This is a genomic window from Lepagella muris (genome assembly GCF_004793975.1).
Lineage (GTDB): Bacteria > Bacteroidota > Bacteroidia > Bacteroidales > Muribaculaceae > Lepagella > Lepagella muris.
Genome location: NZ_SRYB01000016.1, coordinates 80,364 through 101,410, shown reverse-complemented (window position 1 = coordinate 101,410; position 21,047 = coordinate 80,364). Strand labels below are relative to the sequence as shown.

Genomic DNA, 21,047 nt, shown 5'->3' with positions numbered 1-21,047 from the left:
CTTGTTGGTCGGACTGCTTCCTGAAGCTATAAGGATATGAACAGAAAACAACGCAATATGCTGACGCGCATCATCATCGCACTGGTGATGACAGTCAGTTTGCTTTTTATTGATATTACCGGATGGATAAGACTTGCCCTATATCTTGTCGTTTATCTGATAATTGGTTATGATATATTGAAAAAGGCGTGGCTTGGGATTATTCACGGTCGGGTGTTTGATGAGAATTTCCTTATGGCCGTTGCAACTGTGGGTGCTTTCGCACTTGCAATATATGAAAAAAGTGGTGATTATCTGGAAGCAATAGCAGTAATGCTATTCTATCAGATCGGTGAATTCTTTCAAAGCTATGCCATAGGAAAAAGTCGCCGAAACATAGCGGCACTGATGGATATTCGCCCGGATTATGCCAATATTGAAGAAGATGGTAAAATTGTAAAGGTTGATCCCGATGATGTGGCGGTAGGCAGTATTATATTGGTACAACCCGGTGAGAAGGTGCCCATTGATGGGATTATTGTAGCCGGAGAATCGTCACTTGACACATCTGCATTGACCGGAGAGTCTATGCCACGCGAGGTTCACGATGGCGATGAGGTGATAAGCGGAAGTGTGAGTATGTCAGGTGTATTGAAAGTGCGCACCTCGAAGGAGTTTGGCGACTCCACCGTCTCAAAAATACTTGAGCTTGTGGAGGATTCGGCGTCAAGGAAATCAAAATCGGAGAACTTTATTGCAAAGTTTGCCCGTATCTATACTCCTGCCGTATGCTATGGAGCATTGGCTCTTGCTTTGCTACCGCCGTTATTCTTGATCATATTCAGTGGTGCATCGCTTGACTTCTCAACCTTTGAAACATGGATTTATCGAGCATTGGTATTCCTCGTGATTAGTTGTCCCTGTGCATTGGTTGTCAGCATACCGTTGTCGTTCTTTGCCGGAATCGGTGGATCAAGCCGTGAAGGTATTCTCGTAAAAGGTGCCAATATTCTTGAGACTCTGTCAAAAGTAAAGACAGTGGTGTTTGACAAGACCGGCACATTGACGGAGGGCGTTTTTGAGGTAAACGCTTACCACGGAAATCACGACGAAGATATAGAACATCGGAAATCACAACTCTTGGAGTATGCCGCTATAGTGGAATCATCATCTTCCCATCCGATAGGTAAGTCATTACAGCGTGCTTATGGTCATGAAATAGATCGGAGTCGTATGAGTAATGTCAAGGAAATAAGTGGTCAGGGTGTTACTGCCGAGATAGACGGTAAAACCATAGCGGCAGGTAATGAGAAACTTATGAGGAGTCTTGGACTTACTCCGTGTCATTGCAAGACAGCGGGGACAATTGTCCACATTGCTATTGATGGAGAATATGCCGGACACATTGTACTTGGTGATGTTGTGAAACCCACTTCTGAAAAAGCCATTGCCGACCTGAATAAGTCGGGGGTAACACAAACCGTAATGCTTACCGGTGACTCTAAGATGGTTGCAGAGCAGACAGCAAAACAACTTGGTATTGATAAGGTTTATAGTGAACTTCTGCCTTCCGACAAAGTGGCGCAACTTGAAAAAATACTTAAAAAAGAGAAAGGTGAAGCCAAAGTGGCATTTGTTGGCGATGGGATAAACGATGCACCTGTACTCTCACGCGCAGATATAGGCATAGCGATGGGGGCAATGGGAAGTGACGCTGCTATTGAGGCTGCCGATGTGGTCTTAATGGATGATGATCCATTGAAAATTGGCAAGGCAATCCGCATCTCCCGCAAGTGTCTCAAAATTGTATGGGAAAATATCATAATGGCGTTAGGTATAAAAGGTGTATGTCTGATTCTCGGCATCTTCGGTATCGTGAATATGTGGCTTGCCATATTCGCAGATGTCGGAGTGATGATACTCGCGATTCTCAACGCTATCAGAGCAATGTATGTGCGTAATACATGAGCGAATTACGATAATGATTTAATAGAATCAGGCATAAAGTAATGGAAACTTTATGCCTGATTCTACTTTAAGACCACGGAGAACTATTATTAGCTTATTACAGACTTATTATTTTGCGGTAATCTCTATAACCATGCTTGTGTTGTGGGTGTAAGAGAATACGTCAAGTCCAACTTTCATCAGGTAGTCGCCACTGAAAACTTTTCCGTTTTGAGCGAATGTGGATTCAGTATGTGGCATCAGATTTATCTCTTTGACGAGATACTTTTTATGCGGATCCAGTCCTTCAAGTTTCACCCTGCTGAGCTTCTCTTGAAAACGGGGCGAAAGGTTATAAGCGAAGAGTACGCCCATATTCCTATCGGCATCAACATACTCAATGGCTGCGTGATTGGTGTCGTAGGGAGATACCAGTCGGTATTGGATACCGTCCATGATTGCCGGTTGCAATCTTTTCCAGTTGGCGATTGCCTCTTGGCAATAGGCGAGTTCGTCAGCTTTAAGTTCCTGAAGCCCTATGTCGAAACCTAACTTACACATTGAGGCAACATCTGTACGGAATTTTATGGAAGTGTTCTTATTCCAACTTGTCACATGAGCCGCCATAGCTTTCGCCGGGAAGAACTGTGAAAATCCCCATTGGATATATACACGTTCTATCGGGTCGGTATTGTCGCTGCACCAAAATTCAGTGAAGTATTTGAGTGCCTCATAGTCGCAACGTGCGCCACCGCCGGAACACAGCATCATAGGCACGTTAGGATATTTCTCCTTCACACGTTTCAGTACATTGTAAATACCCCTCACATGGTCAATGTATAGCTGTCCTTGCTTATCCTTGTTGTATGGCGAATAGATGTTTGTTATCGGGCTGTTGCAGTCCCATTTGAAATAAGCCACGTCCGGATTCTCCGTCAAGATATTGTCAACCACGCCGAATACATAATCCTGCACTTTGGGATTGCTCATGTCGAGTACAAGCTGATTACGGTAATAGTATGTGTCACGGTTTGGCTGTTCAATCACCCAATCGGGGTGTCTCTCATACAGTTCACTTTTGGGATTGACCATCTCCGGCTCAATCCATATACCGAACTTCACGCCGGCTTCGTCTGCCGAGCGGACCAATGCCGCAATTCCTCCGGGTAGCTTATCGTGTGTGACCACCCAATCGCCAAGCCCGGCATGGTCATCCTTGCGCGGGTACTTATTGCCGAACCAGCCGTCATCAAGAAGGAACATATCCACTCCAAGATGTTTGGCTTCCTTCATAAGTTCCGCAAGTATCTCCTGATCAAAGTCAAAGGCGGTGTTCTCCCAGTTATTGAGCAGGGTCATACGGGAGCCTTCTCCATCTTTCAATGAATATTTGCGTGCCCATTCATGCAGGTTTCGGCTGCCTTGACTTGTTCCGTCGTAGCTTAATGTAAATATGAACTCTGGGGTGGTGAAAGTCTCGTTGGCTTTCAATTCATAGTTGGAGGCGTAGGGATTGATACCGGGAATAACTCTGAGGTTGCCTACATTGTCAACCTCGAATATAAAACGGAAATTGCCCGTCCATCCGAGAGTGCCCATAAGCACCTCGCCGGAATGTTCCTTTACCGGTCCGTTGAGTCCTATTTCAAAAAACGGATGAGTGTGCATGGCTGCACGGCTGCCGAGTTTTGTGTCTATCACCTTCTTTCCGAATTGCAGTTTTTGGCTACTCATCTGTGCCTCTTTTGCCCAATCGCTGCTGAACTCTGTCAGGTAATACTCCGGTTCATTGAAATAGAGCATTGCCGAAGCGTAAGCCGAAAGAGTGACCGACTTCTTCTCGTTGTGACTAATCTCGCTCCATGTCTTGATCACGTTCTCTTTGGGATACGCAGTGTAGTTGAGTGTCACATCAAAGGGGTATTTGTCATCGCGTAGCCTGATTGTCGTATGGGTGCCTCCGGCAACCTGTTCAACCGATGAATCCACATAATATAGGTATGTGGTGGCATTGCCGTCGGCATGAGTGACTCCGAGTGCCGGCTCAAAAAACTCCTCGTTACCGGATGCCGAATAAGCCTCCCAGCCGCGTGTGGATACCGAGCCGTCGCTACCTGCGTGCTGTGCCCAGTCAAGGAGTGACAATTCTGTGTCGTCAAGTAGTTTAGGACCGAGATAGGTCTGGTAAAGACGACCGTTACTTCCGACCTTCAGGATAAGGTCGGTATTGTCCGTAGAGATACGGATAACTTTCCCCTCAGAGGGGTGAGCCGCTGCCGCGAGAGCGACAACTGACGCTGTTACTGCTGATAATATTCTTTTCATGAATATTGATTTGTGGTGTTGATGTTAAAAATGAATTTGAACCTGAAAAACAATCTTTTTACCTTAAAAACTGAACCTTAGACAATTGTTACCTTAAAATGCACCTGTTAAAATTTTAATGTTGCGCTGAACTCTACCGTGAACGGGCGAAGATAATTTCCGCTCATATAGTAGTTCTTATATTTGTCTGCATCCTCCTTGCTCAACAGTTCGGCTCCGTTTATAGTGCCGCTTGCTCCTTTCTGATTCAGGAAATTTATTACTGTCGCGCCTACGCTGAGATGCTTGTTGATATCCCAATTGATGCCACCGAATGTCTCCCACCTGCCGTTGAAATACAAAGCGTTGGTTAGATTCGCGTATGTCTTTCCGAAGTATCTGAATGAAAGCCAGAAACGGATATTGTCGGTTATGTTGTAGCTTGGATCAAGCTCAATCAGTATCTGGGGAATCTCCTTTACAATATTGCCGTTTGCATTCAAATCAGACACACCTTCAAATGGAGACTTTATAAAGTAATCCTTATAGGTCGGCTTCTGATAAGTGAATAGGGCATGAAGATTAAAGCCTTTGAACGGATGGATTTCGGCGGATGTAGTCCACCCCAATGTCTTGATGCCATATATCAATAGGGTGGTCTTTGACTGGGTCGTTCCCGGTTTTGTTACATTCTGTTGGTCTATATTGTTGGATTTGGATATATAAGTTATCATCGAAGTCAGATCCACCCAATTGTTGCGGTAGGTGATACCTCCACGGATAAGAGGTATGGTGACGCGTTTGTATTGCTCTTCCGTAGGACCGACCCCGGCATATTCATTGATACGGGGGAATCGGGTGGCAACAGTCGCATCTGCCGTAAGTCCGAAATTGCGAGTCAGCTGATATGTGCCTTGTAACGAGGCTGCATAGTTCAACTTATTTTTAAGGACGTGGCGAGGCTCAATAACCGATGTGTGTTGATTGCCTTCCGCATCAGTATAGGTATGTGTATCACCTATATGAAACCCGGAATATCTCTCGAAAGGCAGTTGGTCTGCCGACATTCTGTAATATTCAAGTCGTCCACCGAAATATAAACTCAACTTGGAGGTTGGAGTCCAGTTGTCGGTGAGATATACCGCAAACTTATTCTCATATCCCTTTGTGTATTCAGGACTGAGTTCATTGAACCCACGGAATTTATCACTTGTCCCATCCTCATAATGTTTTGTCAATATGTCGGGATACGCTGATACCGTACCTGTCCACTGAAAAGATGATGAATGATAATCAAGATGATAATACCATTCGTTAAGACCTAATCTGAGGTCGTGTTTGCCAAAAGACTTCGACAATTCACCGGTGAAGAGCATGTTTGAGACTTTTCCAATATGTAACCATGTACGACGACCTTCAGCAAGTCCGGTATAGGGAGTGTCTGAACCATCCTTGAACAGATTATCGGCTGCTGTGGCTTGGAAAATGGAGCTTCCACCGAAGTCCACGAAATTAGCATGAGGCGCGTTCATGTACTTGGCACTTAGATTCAGCATATAGCCATTGCCGAAGGTGTAATCAAACAAGGCGGTAATATCATGTGCCATATTGTTTGTGAAGTCACCCCATCGACCGGACTTTATCTTACCGTCCATGACATCCATGTACTTGAATTCTCCACCTATTGGAGCATACGAAGTGGTGCCCAATGCAAATCCGGGTATCTCCTTGACGCTTCCGTCTCCTACATAGATGAATGGAGCCGAGTTGACCATTGACCCCAGACCATTGCTTTTGGAGAACTTATACAAAAGGCTTATTCTGCCTTTGTCGAGCAGACGGGTGATGCCTGCATGATAGATTTGGGTACGGTCGGAGTAGTCCGTAAATTTAGGTTTGAAACTTCCGGGATCGAAGTTCTGGTATATGCCGGCTGTGTATAGCCATTTGTCGGTTATGCCGCCGGAAACATTCATGTCAAAATTTTGCCAACCGAACAAGTTGGTGTGATAGTTGACCACACCTTTGAACTCTTTCTGTCCTAATCCGGAATAGCTATCTACGGAGTATGCGATGTTTCCGGTCTTAATAGCGGATTCCATAGGATTAAGAAGTCCTACTTTGCTAAGGCTCGCATCGCTTCTCCAATGACGTGCCAGTTGATGCACCGTTGAGGAGTAAACAGCGGGGAGACCGTTTTCGTAAACAGTCACGTCTTCACTCGGAAGTCCGATTTGTATTTCACGTGGCTTGGTAGCGTCAGAGGCATTCAACATGACGTTTCTTTCCTCGCCACCTTTAGAGTTTGCTGCGATGCTGTCATTAGATTCATGAGCATATCCCGCGAATGGGATTGAAATCATGGGCAGAGAGCATAGCCAGAGTTTGAAAGGAGTGCTGGGTTTCATGGGTTCTCGTTTTTTTGGCAAAGTTAAACCATGTATTTGCCGAATGTCAATGCGCAGTAGTGTTCAGGTAGTGGATAAGTATTGATATAATTAAATAATATACTAATTATTAATAATATGCGTTATATGGCAAATAACATATAGGTAACGCGTTTACTTATGTGAATCTTTTTATTAACTTTGCAAATAAATCCAATAGCATGATGTCTCTACGGATTATATCATATATTATTTGCTTTTTCTGCACGTTTGCAACGTCAATGGCAAAATCCGACCTTTCAAGGTTGGAGAGTGTTCTTGCGCACAGGGATGATTACATCTCCACTAAGGAACATAGAATAGATTCGATTAAATCAGACCTAAAAAAACGGTCTGATAGGAAAGATACTCTTGATGCTTATGAAGCACTCTATCATGAATACCTTGTTTTTCGTTTTGATTCAGCAATGATATATCTTGATAGGGCGGAGAAGCTGATAGGGGAGAGTGCCGATTATGATTATAGATGTCGTATCAAAATATATAGGGCACTTGCTTTGGCAACCTCCGGTCACTTTAGTCAGGCAATCGGTTTGCTGAAGGCAATCAATGCTGAAAATCTTTCAATCAAGAACCGACAGGAATATTATGCAGCGATGGAATGGACTTACGGCGTATGGGCAGAATATTCAGGAAATACAGAATATGCCAATGAATATAACAAACAGAGCATTGTATATCTTGACTCTTTATTGTCTACACTTGATAAAAATACACCTGAGTATATGTACCATTCAGCCGACCAGTCATTACGGCTCAAGGATTATGAAAAGGCAAGGGATTTATATTTGAATGCAATAAAACCGTTGAGGCAGGATACCCGTATGTATGCACAGGCGGCATACGGTCTTGCAATGGCATATAAGCAACTTGGAGATCTTGATAATTATCGCAAATGGCTTATCAATGCTGCAATCTCCGACCAAATAACACCTTTGAAAGAGAATCTTGCGCTTCAGGAACTTGCTTTGCTTATCAGAAATGAGGATGAGGATTTGGAAACGGCAAACAGATACCTTAATTATTCGTTGGAGGATGCCACATTTTATAACAATAGATTGCGACTATTGGAAATCTCCGAGAAGATACCGGAAATAGCCATAGGTTATCAAAACAAAATAGCCACTCAAAATTGGCGGCTCAGGCTATCTATGCTCGGAATAATAATTTTGGTAATAGGGCTTTGTATTATGATTTGGTATGTGGTTCAACAGAAAAAGAGGGTATCTCAATCCAAAGAAACGCTTTCTGGTCTTAATGCTCAATTAAATGAATTGAACGCTAAGTTATCTCAGACAAATGTAATCAGGGAGCAATACGTAAGTCTGTTTATGGATCTATGTGCAGCATACATAGAGAAGCTGAACCGATTCCGTAGTACTGTGATTCTTAAAATTAAAGCCAAGCAAATTGACGATTTGCTTAGAGTCGCAAACAATAATGCCCGACCTTCCGAAGCGGAAATGAAAGAACTATTCTTTAATTTTGATACAGCTTTCCTCAAACTATATCCAGATTTCATCAATAAATTCAATAGTCTGCTCCAACCGGGTAAAGAGATATTGCCCAGACAGAATGAACTGTTGAATACTGATTTGCGCATATTTGCCCTAATCCGAATGGGGATAACAGATAGTAATAAAATTGCCACATTGCTGTTCTATTCACCTCAGACCATATTCAATCACCGGACTCAGGTAAGGAATAGAGCTCAAAACAGAGACACCTTTGAGCAAGATCTGATGAACATCTGCTCCATTATGCCTTGATGCGCATGTAAGACTCAATTCTTTAACATCCTTAATTGAAATAAGTTATTTTTTTTGAATGTTGTTAAAGAAAGGTTGATTGTTTATATTACAGATGTAAAAATACAAAGTTTTTATTTAACTTTGTAATTATATTTGCTGATGAAGTTTAAAACGGCTTTATTAACAATAAATTATGGTAATTACGATTATAAGGTGAAAAAAATATCGAATTCCCACCACAAAATATTAAAGTGATATAGTATGAAAAAACCGATTTTATTTGTAGCCGTGGGTCTGGCAGTCGCGATGATGGCGTGCGGCGGAGCGGGGAAGAAGAGTGCGGATTCTGCCGTTGCTGAGAATAATAAGGAGATGGTTGCAGCTGATGCTTCTGCACCTCTCGGAAAGGGATTGGTGAAAAACGGATTGCCCGTTATCGTTGATTTCTCGGCAGAATGGTGTCCTCCTTGCCGTAAGTTGAAACCAATATTCACGGAATTGAAAGGGGTGTATGCCGGTAAGGTGGATTTCGTCACGGTTAACGTTGACAGTATGCCGGAATTGAGCCAGGATTTCCGCGTTGAATCAATACCGGCGTTGATATATCTTAATGCTGAAGGGGAGGAAATCTACCGTAGTGTCGGCTTCCAGACAGGGGAGCAGATCAAATCTGACATTTCCAAATATTTCTCTAAATGATATAGATTACTGAATGATGTGGTTTACGAAATGATGTAGTCTAATCAGTTTAAACGATAACCTCTCTGATAAAAAAACGGTCTCCGCGTCATGCAGAGACCGTTTTTTATAGGGGGTATTCTGGTTTATTTTGCAAGAGGACTCTTGCCGTCTTCCCAGAATGTGCAGCTTACAAACTCAAACTTAGCAGGACCTACCACTTTGTATACTGCCGTATATTCAGTAGTGGAGCCGGTGTAGACGAAGAAGTTGATGGTATAAACCACATCAAGACCTTCGATAGCCTTTGCATCAGGATATAGCATAGAGAGTGCGCCCGGCATGACTTCATAGCATAGGCGATATTCCATATTCTCTACGATCTCCTCGTCAGACATGCCCTCATATCCTGCGGGATACTGAGAACGAGCAGTGCCGGGACGAAGATCGACATTACCCTGATAAGCGGATGTGCCGGAATAATATTCGTTATTGCCGTAGGAGGTGACATAGAATTTGCCGCTCTTGATATTGTCGGATCCAAGAGGCTTGTCGATATTCTCGTATACCCAGTTTACACATGCCTGATAGAATGACATGCTCGGCTCAGTATTCTTGCCGGCAGGCAGGGTGATGGTCATGGAAGGATCAAACATCCAATTGCCGTCGATCTTATTGAACTGTTCTGTAAATTCATTGGCTACAGGATTACCGGTCCATGCTCCTTCATGCTTGATGAATTTGTTTGCCTTATATGCAGTGGAGCCGCCACCATAATATTTGTATGCCACCATTTCCCAATCGCCGTCGCTTGCGTATGGAAGAGACTTGGCAAGGTAGATGGGGAGAAGCGTCTCGGGAAGCTCCTCGCTGAGGTTGCCATATTTCTGACCCATCTCAGCATAATCTTCCGGCTGGAGAATGAGAGAGTATGACGGAGTTGCCCACTTGGAGCCATCAAATCTGTAGAGAGCATTCTTTGCAGTAGTGGCTGTGGTGCCTACTGCTGCGCGGGTTGCAAGAGCAGATGCAGTGCCATCCGCGTCTTTCACACCGGTCACAAGGATATTGAAATATTTACCCTTGCCGCTCACAGCTACGAAATAACCGGTGAGAGTGCATTTTAGACCGTCGGAGAGCATTGCCTTAATGTAGTCTGGAGCATAATAGATGCTGCCTTGTGCAGTGGCACCCTCGATGACCACGTTGTAGTAGTTGCCCGATATAGTGACAGTGCCGGGAAGCTCCACATATTCAGCAAGGAGATTTTCGGTGGATGCACATGCTGCATCTACCATCTCGGCGGTATATGCCTTGGATGTGGGATAAGTATATTCACCGGTGCCGACAACTTCGTATGAATTGTCTGCGCTGATCTGAAGGCATTGGTTGTAGACCCCGACAGTGCCGTTCACCTTTACCTGCGCGCCGATAGTGATCGCATCATCATTGAATCCGTTCCCCTTGTCATAGCAGATTGAGCCGGCTTCGTCAGTGACGACAAAGCCACGCGTGGATATGCCTGTCACGATTCCGGAGATGCTGAGCTGATCACCGACATTGACATCCTTTATCACCTTCGACAGCTTGAACTCATTGTCACCACCGCTGACGCTTCCGAAGATAGGATTCTCAGAAGCCTCATTATAGTTTACTGCAATAAAGTCGCCCTCCTGTGCATCGGGATATGCGGCTTTCAGTATTGCCGGAATCTTTCCGGCGGCAGGGAGCATTGGTGCGAAACCATTGATATAGTCCTCATCGCTCTCCCATGCAGCAATATAGTCTGCCTCACTGAGCTTATATTCCTCGATACCTTTTGCGGTCTCGCTCAGATATCCGTTGATAGTTTCATTCTGTGGCGCACTGATTGCGTAAGTGATGCTGAGTGAGCTGCCGTTGTTGAGTGCATAATAAGGAGAAGATGTGGAGTTGAGGAATGCAGGCAGATACTTGCGTGCCTCATCTTCAGAAGAGAAGCAATGGTTCTTTGCTATAGAGGCAAGTGCACTTTTCTCTTCATCTGTCGTGGCGAGACTTTTGTTGGCACTTAGAGATGAGATGGTCTCATAATCTTCCGGCGTGATCTTATAGGTAGAGTTTACCTTGTCCGGATAGATAGGGGGCACCTCAAATCCGTCGAGCTTGTCGTTCCATGCGTTCTCACCGCAGCTTGAGAGCAGGGCGAGACCGAATAGGGCGGCAACTGATTTTATATTGTTGGTTTTCATTTTTCGTTCTTTGAATTGTTGTGGATTCAGATTAGAAATTCACTTTGAGACGCAGAGAGAATGTACGTCCGAAAGAATAGAACACCTTGTAGGCGTTGTTCCATTCCCCTTTTACATTATAGTCGGTTGTAGCGTCTTTTACGTAGAAATGGTTGAAGAGGTTGTAGACGTTGCCATAGAGAGTGGCGTCGAGTCCACCAATCTTGAACTTATAGCTTGCCGACAGGTCAAACTCGTTGCCCCAAGGAATTTCCCAAGGATCCTGCACGTTGAGGATTGCGCCGGAGTTGAGGTCGCTGCCTGATACGGAGTAGTCGGAGTAGTTGCGGGCGCATACAGTCCAGTCGCCACCGATGCGGAAGCCCTTGAACGGACGGAAAGTGACGCCGATTGCACCTGTGGTCTGAGCCGATCCACCGATCTTCACGCCTTTCTGGTTGACGATAGCCCAAGCATGATCTTCAGCCTTGATGCCGGAAGCGATGTCGCCCGATGTGTTTTTGAGCGGCTGTCCGAGGCTGTTGTAGAAATAGCCCTTCGCATTGTTCTGCCACTGCCAGTCGCCCCAAGAGAGCATACCTTGCAGTTCAAACCATTTTGTGGGTTTGTAGGCGAAATCCACCTCAAGGCCTATGTGCTGTGCCTGTACGTTCTCCAGATTGATGGTGTAGCGTTCGCCTGCATTTGCGCCGGTGCGGATCTCCGCGCTACGCTGGGTGTCGCGGTCTGTGCGGTCCATCCATTTGGTGTAGTAGGCGTTGACAGTCATTGAGAATTTCGGAGAGTGGAATCCGTAGCCAAGCTCAAACGAACCGATCTTCTCATTCTTCGGGTTGGGGTTCATTGCGTTGCTTGTGGAAGAGGAGAGGAACACGCCGTTAGAGAAGAACGGAGCCTTGGAGATGAAACCGCCGTTTACAAAGACGTTGTTATAACGGTTGATGTTCCAGTTGACACCACCCTTAACAGTGCCGCCGAGGAATGATTTCCAGGGAGACTTTGAGTGCTCGGCATCATAATAGAAGAAGTCGCGACGCTGATAGCTTGTGACGTTGAGAGATCCGGCGAGGATAGTGGTGATTGCGCCGTCAAGGAGCTTGTATTCACCCTGACCATATACACCCTCCTGATGGGCAATACCGTCATAATTACGGTAAACGATGTCGCCTACGCCTAATTTCTGGTATTTCCAGTTAGGATCGGCTGCTGCGGCATTGTTCTCCACTTTCATGCTTGAGCCGCCACGGCTGCTGTCGTCCATGTAATATTCACCGCCGTAGAGGTCGATGATCTTGTTGTTGTGATGTCCCACATAATATCTCACGTCGATACCGCCGATGAGCGAAAGTTTGTTGGGGATAATCTCATTCTTATAGGTTGATACTAGACCATACCATTCATGAGAGTTGTTGCTCATTGACATAACCATGTTGGAGCCGGTGGTGGATGCCGCATTCATATCCTGAATTGCACCATAGTCGAAAGTGCCGTCGGGACGACGGATTGTGATGTCGCCTGTTGTCCAGTTGAGTTGCTTCTGGTTGGAAGCATACCATGAAGTATTGGAATAACCGTTACGACCCTGCCCTGAGTAACCACCGCCTGTGGCAAGAGATGTATATAGGGCAGTAGAGAGAGACGAACGCTCGTTGATCTGCCAGATATGGTTGAGAGAGATAATAGGCTTGTGATACTGGTTACGGTTCATAGTGCGCTGACGTCCTTCGTTGTCGAAACCGTAGGATGGGTTGAACTTGTACTGGCTCTCTCCGTCCATGTACTGCTTCATATCCTGCCAGCTTTCGATAGTGAGACCGTTGCCGGTGTTACGCTGGTTGTGCCATTGCGGAGCACCGAAAGCGGTAAGAGAAAGCTGATGATTGTCGCCGATTTTCTTTGATACGTTTACGAAATAGTTGTAGGCTTCAAATTCAGTGCCTTGAATGTAGCCGTTGCCCCACTTCTTGCTTCCGAGCACGGTTATTGCCCAACCGTTGTTCATCAGACCTGTTGACACGCTGAATCCGACATCATTAAGACCATCGTTGCCCGTGCCATACCAGATGGAGCCACCTTTCTTGGAATCAAGACCTCTTGTGGTGATGTTGACAGTACCGCCGATAGAGGGGGCTGAGATGATAGCCGCACCAAGACCGCGCTGAGTCTGCATGCTTGAAGTCACGCCTGACAGTCCTGCAAAGTTTGACCAATATATGCCGCCCCATTCCATATCGTTCATGGGGACACCATTGACGAGGACAGCCACGTTTGGAGCCTTGAAGCCACGCATGTTGATTTTTGCGTCGCCATAGCCGCCACCTTCGGGTGTAGCCCATACACCGGGGGTGTTTTTCAGAACCTCAGGAAACTCCTTGTTGCCGAGTTTTGCCTCAATGTCGCCGGCTGTCAATTCAGAAATAGCCACCGGGGTCTCGCGTGTGCGGGCCTTTGACTGAGTTACCACGACGTCTTGAAGCATTCTTGAATCCGGCTCCATTTTTATGACGCCCATTTCTGACTGAGCCTTCAAAAGAAGTGTCTTGTAGCCGATGTAGGTGATCTGTAGCTCTTTGGTAGAGGCAGGCACCTTTAGATTGAAATTACCGTCGATGTCAGTGGGAACTGCAACCGATGTTCCTTTCGCCTGAACTGTAGCTCCGATCAGGGGCTCACCGAGTTCATCGATAACTGAACCGCGGCACGTTAGGGTATTGCTTTGAGCGAATGCCCAGGAAACAACACCGATAAGTGCTACGGTCAAGAGCAATAGTCTCTTCATACGTAGGTTGTTTTAATTAATAATGGTTTATGGAATAATTTATTGATATCTCGTGGAGGGTGGTGAGAGGGTGTCGTTTCATAATTAATCCGGATTTTAGTTGTTGGAGTCATCAAGGGAATCCTGATGTCCGGAAACATGGAATATCCTGTTTCCTTTTGCAAAGTTAAAGGATTTTAACATACCAACAAAATATTCCCTCATATTTAACAAAAATCTAATAAATCCACGCTTTGGTCTTCGACTACATTTCAAAAACTAATCTCAAGAAGTGAGGGCAAATATTCAAATAAGCAGTAATTTTTCGTTACTTTTGAAGTCCGATAATTTGCAATTGTGAAGAAAATGATATAATTTTGCAACAACACTGGAGGGGTGTCCATCCGATGGACTGAGATTATACCCTACGAACTTGATGCGGTTAGTACCGACGAAAGGATCACGTGATTTTATCCCGGCCTGTATAGGCGGTAATTCGTGTAAGCGCGAAGGCGTAAGGATGTTTCATCTCATATATGGATTTTCCTCTATGTGTCTGTCATCATGGTGATGACGGACGTCTTTTTTATGTACTATGTCATGAAAATAGAGATTAACGGCAAGGAGATTGTTGTGGAGGGAGATAGTATCACTATCGGAGATCTTCTCTCCAATTGCGGTATTGACGGGAAGGGGAGAGCCGTCGCTGTTGGAAACCGTGTGGTGCCAAAGAGAGAATGGCAGGAATTTATTGTAGAAGACGGTATGAAAGTCACTGTCATAAAAGCCGTGTGTGGAGGTTGAGATTATGCGAAAGATAGCAATCACGCTTCCGGAATTTTTTGACGGAGAGGGGGAAGCGATAACGAAATTACTTACCGAAGGGGGGTATGAGCGAGTGCATATACGCAAACCCGGTGCATCGGTCAAGGAGGTGAAGTCGCTTGTGAAAAACATACCGGAGAACCTGTATACGCTGCTCTCATTCCATGATCATTTTAATCTTGCAATGGAGATAGGGATTGGAGGTATACATCTCAATTCAAGAAACAATACGATTCCCACAGGCTGGAACGGACTGGTGAGCCGTTCACTACATTCAATGGAGGAGATAGCCGACCAGGGATATGACTACGCATTTCTGAGCCCTATTTTCCCAAGCATCTCAAAACCGGGATATAAGGGCAATTTCAATTCTGAGGATTTGAGGTCAAGCGTCAATGAGAGGATTTTCGCGCTTGGCGGTGTCACGCCCCGACGTTTCGGAGAGATTGAACAGCTTGGTTTCGGGGGAGCCGCCATGCTTGGCTACGCATGGAAACGGAATCTTGATATGAAGGCATTCCAATTGCAGTTTATCACGCATCCCGTGCGCGAGATGTCGATAACGGAAGAGGTTGAGAAAGTCCTTTCCGGAGGATGCCGGTGGGTTCAGTTGCGTCATAAGGATGCCGATGAATCGACATTGCTTGAAGAGGGTAGGGAGATTCGCAGACTGTGCGACAGATATGGGGCAGTATTCATCATTGATGACCATGTGGATCTTGTCAAGGAATTGAATGCCGACGGTGTGCATCTCGGCAAGAACGATATGCCGTTGGCAGAGGCACGCCGTAGACTCGGTATGCGTAGGATAATAGGAGCCACAGCCAATTGTGTGGTTGATATAGAGAGAGCTGCGGCAGAGGGCGCCGACTATATCGGTCTTGGACCTTACCGATTTACGACCACAAAGGAGAAACTGAGTCCGGTGCTCGGAATTGAGGGTTATCGTGATATATTGTCTGAATGTGGATGCCGGAATATCGAACTTCCCATAGTCGCGATAGGAGGGATAACGGCGCAGGATATACCGGCATTGATGCAGACGGGAGTCAATGGAGTTGCGATAAGCGGCTCGATAATCAAATCTGTAAATCCGGTCTGGACTACAATGGAGATTATCAGTGAAATCAGGAAATGAAGTCGATACGACTTCAATACAACTTCAATGGAAATACAGTTATATAAAAGATAAATATAAAAATAAAAAGATATGTCGAAACTTATAATAGGAGGTAAGGAGTTTGGATCACGGCTATTTGTCGGTACTGGTAAATTCCGCAGCAATGAACTGATGGAGAAGGCGATACTTGCATCAGGCACTGAAATGGTGACTGTGGCGATGAAGCGGGTTGACATGGATAATGCTGAGGATGATATGCTCCGTCATATTATCCATGATGGGATTCAGGTGCTGCCCAACACTTCGGGCGTAAGGGATGCCAAGGAGGCGGTCTTTGCTGCACAGCTTGCACGCGAAGCGTTTGGTACGGATTTCATAAAACTGGAGATACACCCCGATCCGAAATATCTACTTCCTGATCCGGTGGAGACCTTGAAGGCTACCGAGGAACTTGCGCGTCTCGGATTCGTGGTATTGCCATATATACAGGCGGATCCGGTGCTATGTAAGCGACTCGAAGAGGTGGGCAGTGCTGCGGTCATGCCGTTGGCTGCACCCATAGGGAGCAACAAGGGATTGGTGACAAGGGAATTGTTGAAAATCATCATCAGTCAGAGCCGTGTGCCGGTGGTTGTTGATGCCGGTCTTGGAGCACCGTCTCATGCGGCAGAAGCTATGGAACTCGGTGCGGATGCCGTGCTTGTCAATACGGCTATTGCTGTAGCCGGAGATCCGGAAAGGATGGCACGTGCATTTGCTGCCGCCACTGTAGCCGGAAGAGAGGCTTATCTTGCCGGATTAGGTGCCGTGTCGGATTATGCCGAGGCTTCCAGCCCTCTAACCTCATTTTTGGATTAAATTAAAAAATATGTTTTCTGACGAACTTTTGAAATATGATTGGGATGAGACGACAGCCCGGATAATGTCAATGACCTCCTCGGATGTGGAGCGGGCTTTGAGTGCCGAGCATCTCACTGACCGCGACTTCATGGCATTGGTGTCGCCGGCTGCCACACCATATCTGGAGATAATGGCGCGTAAGAGCCGCATGATTACGGAGCAGCGTTTCGGAAAGACCATGCAGCTCTTCATCCCTATGTATATCACCAACTCATGCACTAATTCGTGTGTCTACTGCGGATTCAACTGTCATAATAAGTTTCATAGGGTTATCCTCACTCCAGAGCAGATCAAGCAGGAGTGTGAGGCGATAAAGCAACTTGGACCATTTGAAAACCTACTGATAGTGACAGGGGAGAATCCTGCCAAGGCTGGCACCGACTATCTGGAGGAGGCTCTTAGGGTCTGTCGTCCATATTTCTCCAATCTTACGATTGAGGTGATGCCGCTATCGACAGAGGATTATGCCAGACTGACCCATTCCGGACTTAACGGAGTGATATGCTTTCAGGAGACCTACAACCGGAAAAATTATAAGAAGTATCATCCTGCGGGAATGAAATCTGACTTTGAGTGGCGGTGCAATGGTTTTGACCGTATGGGAATGGCTGGAGTGCATAAGATTGGTATGGGCGTGCTGATCGGATTGGAAGACTGGCGCACCGACGTCACAATGATGGCACGTCATCTCCTCTATCTCCGGCAGAACTATTGGCGCACCAAGTATTCGGTCAATTTCCCGCGCATGCGTCCTTCCGAATCCGGTTTCCAGCCCAATGTGGTGATGAGCGACCGGGAGCTTGCGCAGCTCACATTCGCCTTCCGTATATTTGACCCCGACGTTGATATATCGTATTCCACACGTGAGAATCATAAATTCCGCAATAATATGGCTACACTCGGAGTCACGACGATGAGTGCCGGGTCAAAGGTGGATCCGGGTGGTTATGCCACGTATACCGATTCCCTTGAGCAATTCACAATAAGCGACGATGCGTCGCCCGCAAAAGTGGTGGAGGATCTGAAGGCTCTCGGACGCGAACCGGTATGGAAAGATTGGGATCGTGCATTCGACTGATACAGATTATAATATTCGACTGACAACGATTATGGACATTGAACGATATTCACGACAGACCCTCATAGACGGATTTGGAGAGAGTGGTCAGAGAAAACTGTTTTCATCGCGTGTGCTGGTTGTAGGTCTCGGAGGTCTTGGTGCGCCGGTAGCCTCATATCTTGTGGCTTCGGGAGTGGGTTGCATTGGTCTTTGCGATCCTGACACCGTTAGCCTTACGAATCTTCAGCGACAGATTCTCTATTCTGAAAAAGAGATAGGGGAGAGGAAGACGGATTGTGCGCTTCGTCGGCTCGGAGCGATGTCTCCGGAGACCGAATTCCGTATTATCGGCGAGGGTCTGACCGAGGAGAATGCGGAGAGATTTATAGCTGATTATGACGTGGTGATGGATTGTACAGACAACTTCTCGACACGCCGTCTTATCGGGCGCGTATGCCGTAGTGTAGGCATACCGTGGGTACATGGAAGTATCGAGGGCACATACGGAAGCGTCACGGTCTTCAATCATGATGGTAAACGTCAGCTTGAAGAGCTATATGAGGATATTGATGATCTTCATGACGATCGGAATAGGATAATAGGCACGTTCGGACCGGTGCCCGGTGTGGTGGGAAGCCTTCAGGCTATGGAGGCGATAAAGGTGCTTACCGGATTCGGAGAAGTGCTCGACGGGCGATTGCTTACTATGAATCTGGCGGATATGACCTTCACTACAATTGAGTTTTAACAGACACTACAATTGAAATATAACTGAATTAACAATACACAAATATATAGCATGGCAGCAAGTTTTGATGAATATGCAGGTGAATATGATGCCTGGTTTATGAAAAATAGTAATGTGTTGGCATCGGAAGCGGCATTAGTGGCTGCGACGTTGAAAGATGCTCCGTTGCCGATATTGTCGGTAGGCTGCGGAAGCGGTCTTTTTGAAGACATAATGCGCCGTGAATATGGCATAGAGATAAACTATGGTGTGGAACCCTCCTCCGGCATGGCGGAGATAGCGGAGAAAAGAGGAATAACCGTGGAGGTTACGACCGGAGAGGATTTCGATTATCCGAAAGGGAAGTATTCCACCATAATGTTTAATGGCTCTCCAAGCTACATCTCTGATCTGGGTGGTATATTGCGTAAGGTCTATGAGGCATTGCCGGATAACGGGCGTGTGATTCTTATCGATGTGCCTAAAGAGAGCTCTTATGGAATAATGTATAATCTTGCCAAGGCACTCGGTACGTGGGATCATCCTCTGCTTGAAGGGGTATTCCCTCCTAATCCCTATCCGATTGAGTTTGTGAATGTGGCAAACTGGCGCACTACAAAGGAGAAGACGATATTACTGGAGGAATGTGGTTTCAGAAATCTCAGATACCTCCAGACCCTGACCACTCATCCGCTCTATTCCGACGGCAAGAGCGAGGAGCCGGTGGAGGGATATGACAAGGGTGACTACGTGGCAGTTATAGCAGAAAAATAATGCATTATGGGAAAATGGAGTGAAGAGGCATGGGATGCCGCCGCCGACATATTTGAGAGAATCAAGCGTCATCCGTTTATTCAGCAGCTTGCAGCCGGCACACTCAGTGAATCACGGTTCAGACACTATATAAGTCAGGACCGACTTTATCTGGAGGACTACACCCGTGTGCTTGCCCATATAGCCTCACGTCTGCCGGAGATGGATGATGTGTCGACGTTCCTGTCGTTTGCCTCTGACGGGGTGGCAGTTGAGAAATCTCTTCATGAGATGTTCTCCCCCGACATGAAAGCCGTCAAGACGGATGCCTGCGAGTTCTACACCTCCTATCTCCGCGCCCGTTCACAATATGACGTGGCTGTGGAGGCGGCTGCTGTGTTACCCTGTTTCTGGATATACCTTGAGGTAGGGAAATATATATTGTCGATTGCGGAATTGTCTGGCAACCCCTATAAGGCATGGATTGAGACATACTCTGATGCGACGTTTGAACTCAATACGGCAAAGGCGGTGGAGATATGCGATCGTCTTGCATCGGGCACCACTCAACGCATACGCGAGAAGATGACACAGACGTTTATGGATTGTGCGCGTATGGAATGGCTGTTCTGGGATTCCGCCTACTCAATACAATGAAGTTTAGATAATTTCGACGTCAATAATATAAATAGAGAAAATTCCACATAAATTATGAATAGATATAAAATTGCACTGACGATAGCCGGAAGCGATCCTTCGGGAGGAGCCGGCGTACAGGCTGATTTGAAGACGTTTTCCGCTCTCGGTGTCTATGGCGCGTCGGCGATAGTGGCTCTTGTGGATGAGAACACTCAGGGTGTCTACGGTGTGCATCCTGTTCCGGCTGAATTTGTGGCAGGTCAGATAAGGTCAGTGATAAGCGATATCGGAGTGGATGCTGTCAAGATCGGAATGTTGCATGATTCCGAATTGATACGCACCGTTCGCGCCACGCTTTCCGAATATCCCGATGTCAGCAACATAGTGCTTGATCCGGTCATGGTGGCCACCTCCGGCGACCCTCTTCTCCTTCCGGAAGCGGTCGAGACACTGCGTTCAGAACTTATCCCCTATAGCCGCGTGATAACCCCTAACATTCCGGAGGCATCGTTGCTTCTCGGTGAGGCTGTCGATCGGCAGGAGCAATTGGAGGATGCGGCAGTGGCATTGTCGGAGATTGTGGGTAATGTGTCAGTCATGTTGAAGGCAGGCCATCTTGAGGAGGATATGCTGGTGGATATATTCTACAATGCGGAGACCGGTAATCTTCTCCGGCTTCCATCTCCCAAGATAAGCACCTGCAATACCCACGGCACTGGTTGTACCCTGTCGTCGGCTATTGCTGCGTATCTCGCAAAGGGGTATCCTCTTGATGATGCAGTTATCTCTGCAAAGGAATATCTTAGCCGGGCGATAGAGTCGGGAGCAGACTACGCCATAGGGAAGGGACATGGTCCGGTAAACCATTTCCATGCCCTCTGGAAATGATGGCTTGTCGGCAGCCAATGGCATGTAGTGTCAACAGTCG

Annotated in this window: 15 protein-coding genes and 1 riboswitch; of the genes, 11 read left to right on the top strand and 4 right to left on the bottom strand. The window is 46.3% G+C overall.

Going from position 1 to position 21,047, the window contains the following annotated elements:
- The first annotated feature begins 36 nt into the window (after nt 1-36).
- Nucleotides 37-1,947 carry a heavy metal translocating P-type ATPase gene (locus E5331_RS11650; protein WP_123484759.1) on the top strand — a complete coding sequence of 637 codons (1,911 nt, stop codon included), beginning with the start codon at nt 37-39 and terminating at the stop codon, nt 1,945-1,947.
- Nucleotides 1,948-2,055: 108 nt separating this feature from the next.
- On the opposite strand, the gene E5331_RS11645 is transcribed toward E5331_RS11650, so the two are convergent.
- Both E5331_RS11645 and E5331_RS11640 read right to left on the bottom strand, forming a co-directional pair.
- Nucleotides 2,056-4,251 carry an alpha-galactosidase gene (locus E5331_RS11645; RefSeq protein WP_123484758.1) on the bottom strand — a complete coding sequence of 732 codons (2,196 nt, stop codon included), beginning with the start codon at nt 4,249-4,251 and terminating at the stop codon, nt 2,056-2,058.
- 107 nt (nt 4,252-4,358) lie between these two features.
- Entirely contained in the window at nt 4,359-6,593 is a 2,235-nt protein-coding gene (locus tag E5331_RS11640) for a TonB-dependent receptor domain-containing protein (RefSeq protein WP_420813798.1), read from the bottom strand.
- A gap of 305 nt (nt 6,594-6,898) precedes the next feature.
- Here E5331_RS11640 and E5331_RS11635 point away from each other — a divergent pair, with 305 nt between their 5' ends.
- Together E5331_RS11635 and E5331_RS11630 are read left to right on the top strand one after the other, a co-directional pair.
- Complete coding sequence (locus E5331_RS11635) at nt 6,899-8,446, top strand: DUF6377 domain-containing protein (RefSeq protein WP_135984954.1); 1,548 nt, start codon at nt 6,899-6,901, stop codon at nt 8,444-8,446.
- A gap of 243 nt (nt 8,447-8,689) precedes the next feature.
- On the top strand, nt 8,690-9,127 hold the full coding sequence (locus tag E5331_RS11630; RefSeq protein WP_275441188.1) for a thioredoxin family protein: 438 nt from the start codon (nt 8,690-8,692) through the stop codon (nt 9,125-9,127).
- A 125-nt stretch (nt 9,128-9,252) separates the two neighbouring features.
- Here the strand turns inward: E5331_RS11630 and E5331_RS11625 are convergent, their stop codons facing one another.
- The gene (locus tag E5331_RS11625; protein WP_123484485.1) at nt 9,253-11,337 is read right to left on the bottom strand and encodes a single stranded DNA-binding domain-containing protein; all 2,085 of its coding nucleotides are present in this window, start codon (nt 11,335-11,337) and stop codon (nt 9,253-9,255) included.
- 31 nt (nt 11,338-11,368) lie between these two features.
- Nucleotides 11,369-14,116, bottom strand: coding sequence for a TonB-dependent receptor (locus tag E5331_RS11620; RefSeq protein ID WP_123484486.1), 2,748 nt, complete (start codon nt 14,114-14,116; stop codon nt 11,369-11,371).
- A gap of 361 nt (nt 14,117-14,477) precedes the next feature.
- A riboswitch (TPP riboswitch) is annotated at nt 14,478-14,572 on the top strand.
- 123 nt (nt 14,573-14,695) lie between these two features.
- On the opposite strand from E5331_RS11620, the gene thiS reads away from it, so the two are divergent.
- From thiS to thiD, 8 genes are all read left to right on the top strand, one after another.
- On the top strand, nt 14,696-14,899 hold the full coding sequence (gene thiS / locus E5331_RS11615; RefSeq protein ID WP_168355217.1) for a sulfur carrier protein ThiS: 204 nt from the start codon (nt 14,696-14,698) through the stop codon (nt 14,897-14,899).
- Between the two features lie 4 nt (nt 14,900-14,903).
- On the top strand, nt 14,904-16,058 hold the full coding sequence (locus tag E5331_RS11610) for a thiamine phosphate synthase (protein WP_123484488.1): 1,155 nt from the start codon (nt 14,904-14,906) through the stop codon (nt 16,056-16,058).
- 72 nt (nt 16,059-16,130) lie between these two features.
- Entirely contained in the window at nt 16,131-16,898 is a 768-nt protein-coding gene (locus tag E5331_RS11605) for a thiazole synthase (RefSeq protein ID WP_123484489.1), read from the top strand.
- 10 nt (nt 16,899-16,908) lie between these two features.
- Nucleotides 16,909-18,018: a 2-iminoacetate synthase ThiH gene (thiH, locus tag E5331_RS11600; RefSeq protein WP_123484490.1), complete on the top strand. Its 1,110-nt coding sequence runs from the start codon at nt 16,909-16,911 to the stop codon at nt 18,016-18,018.
- A 31-nt stretch (nt 18,019-18,049) separates the two neighbouring features.
- Nucleotides 18,050-18,748, top strand: coding sequence for a HesA/MoeB/ThiF family protein (locus tag E5331_RS11595; protein WP_123484491.1), 699 nt, complete (start codon nt 18,050-18,052; stop codon nt 18,746-18,748).
- Between the two features lie 51 nt (nt 18,749-18,799).
- Nucleotides 18,800-19,501 (top strand): class I SAM-dependent DNA methyltransferase, encoded by a 702-nt coding sequence (locus E5331_RS11590; protein ID WP_123484492.1) that lies wholly within the window; start codon nt 18,800-18,802, stop codon nt 19,499-19,501.
- 6 nt (nt 19,502-19,507) lie between these two features.
- The gene (locus E5331_RS11585; RefSeq protein WP_123484493.1) at nt 19,508-20,137 is read left to right on the top strand and encodes a TenA family protein; all 630 of its coding nucleotides are present in this window, start codon (nt 19,508-19,510) and stop codon (nt 20,135-20,137) included.
- A gap of 54 nt (nt 20,138-20,191) precedes the next feature.
- Nucleotides 20,192-21,007, top strand: a complete 816-nt coding sequence (thiD, locus tag E5331_RS11580; protein ID WP_169477668.1) for a bifunctional hydroxymethylpyrimidine kinase/phosphomethylpyrimidine kinase — start codon at nt 20,192-20,194, stop codon at nt 21,005-21,007.
- The last annotated feature ends 40 nt before the right edge of the window (nt 21,008-21,047 follow it).

Bases quoted from the DNA above. Each gene is read 5' to 3' on its own strand.
- E5331_RS11650 (WP_123484759.1), top strand. From the start codon at position 37: ATGAACAGAAAACAACGCAATATGCTGACGCGCATCATCATCGCACTG.
- E5331_RS11645 (WP_123484758.1), bottom strand. From the start codon at position 4,251: ATGAAAAGAATATTATCAGCAGTAACAGCGTCAGTTGTCGCTCTCGCG.
- E5331_RS11640 (WP_420813798.1), bottom strand. From the start codon at position 6,593: ATGATTTCAATCCCATTCGCGGGATATGCTCATGAATCTAATGACAGC.
- E5331_RS11635 (WP_135984954.1), top strand. From the start codon at position 6,899: ATGGCAAAATCCGACCTTTCAAGGTTGGAGAGTGTTCTTGCGCACAGG.
- E5331_RS11630 (WP_275441188.1), top strand. From the start codon at position 8,690: ATGAAAAAACCGATTTTATTTGTAGCCGTGGGTCTGGCAGTCGCGATG.
- E5331_RS11625 (WP_123484485.1), bottom strand. From the start codon at position 11,337: ATGAAAACCAACAATATAAAATCAGTTGCCGCCCTATTCGGTCTCGCC.
- E5331_RS11620 (WP_123484486.1), bottom strand. From the start codon at position 14,116: ATGAAGAGACTATTGCTCTTGACCGTAGCACTTATCGGTGTTGTTTCC.
- thiS (WP_168355217.1), top strand. From the start codon at position 14,696: ATGAAAATAGAGATTAACGGCAAGGAGATTGTTGTGGAGGGAGATAGT.
- E5331_RS11610 (WP_123484488.1), top strand. From the start codon at position 14,904: ATGCGAAAGATAGCAATCACGCTTCCGGAATTTTTTGACGGAGAGGGG.
- E5331_RS11605 (WP_123484489.1), top strand. From the start codon at position 16,131: ATGTCGAAACTTATAATAGGAGGTAAGGAGTTTGGATCACGGCTATTT.
- thiH (WP_123484490.1), top strand. From the start codon at position 16,909: ATGTTTTCTGACGAACTTTTGAAATATGATTGGGATGAGACGACAGCC.
- E5331_RS11595 (WP_123484491.1), top strand. From the start codon at position 18,050: ATGGACATTGAACGATATTCACGACAGACCCTCATAGACGGATTTGGA.
- E5331_RS11590 (WP_123484492.1), top strand. From the start codon at position 18,800: ATGGCAGCAAGTTTTGATGAATATGCAGGTGAATATGATGCCTGGTTT.
- E5331_RS11585 (WP_123484493.1), top strand. From the start codon at position 19,508: ATGGGAAAATGGAGTGAAGAGGCATGGGATGCCGCCGCCGACATATTT.
- thiD (WP_169477668.1), top strand. From the start codon at position 20,192: ATGAATAGATATAAAATTGCACTGACGATAGCCGGAAGCGATCCTTCG.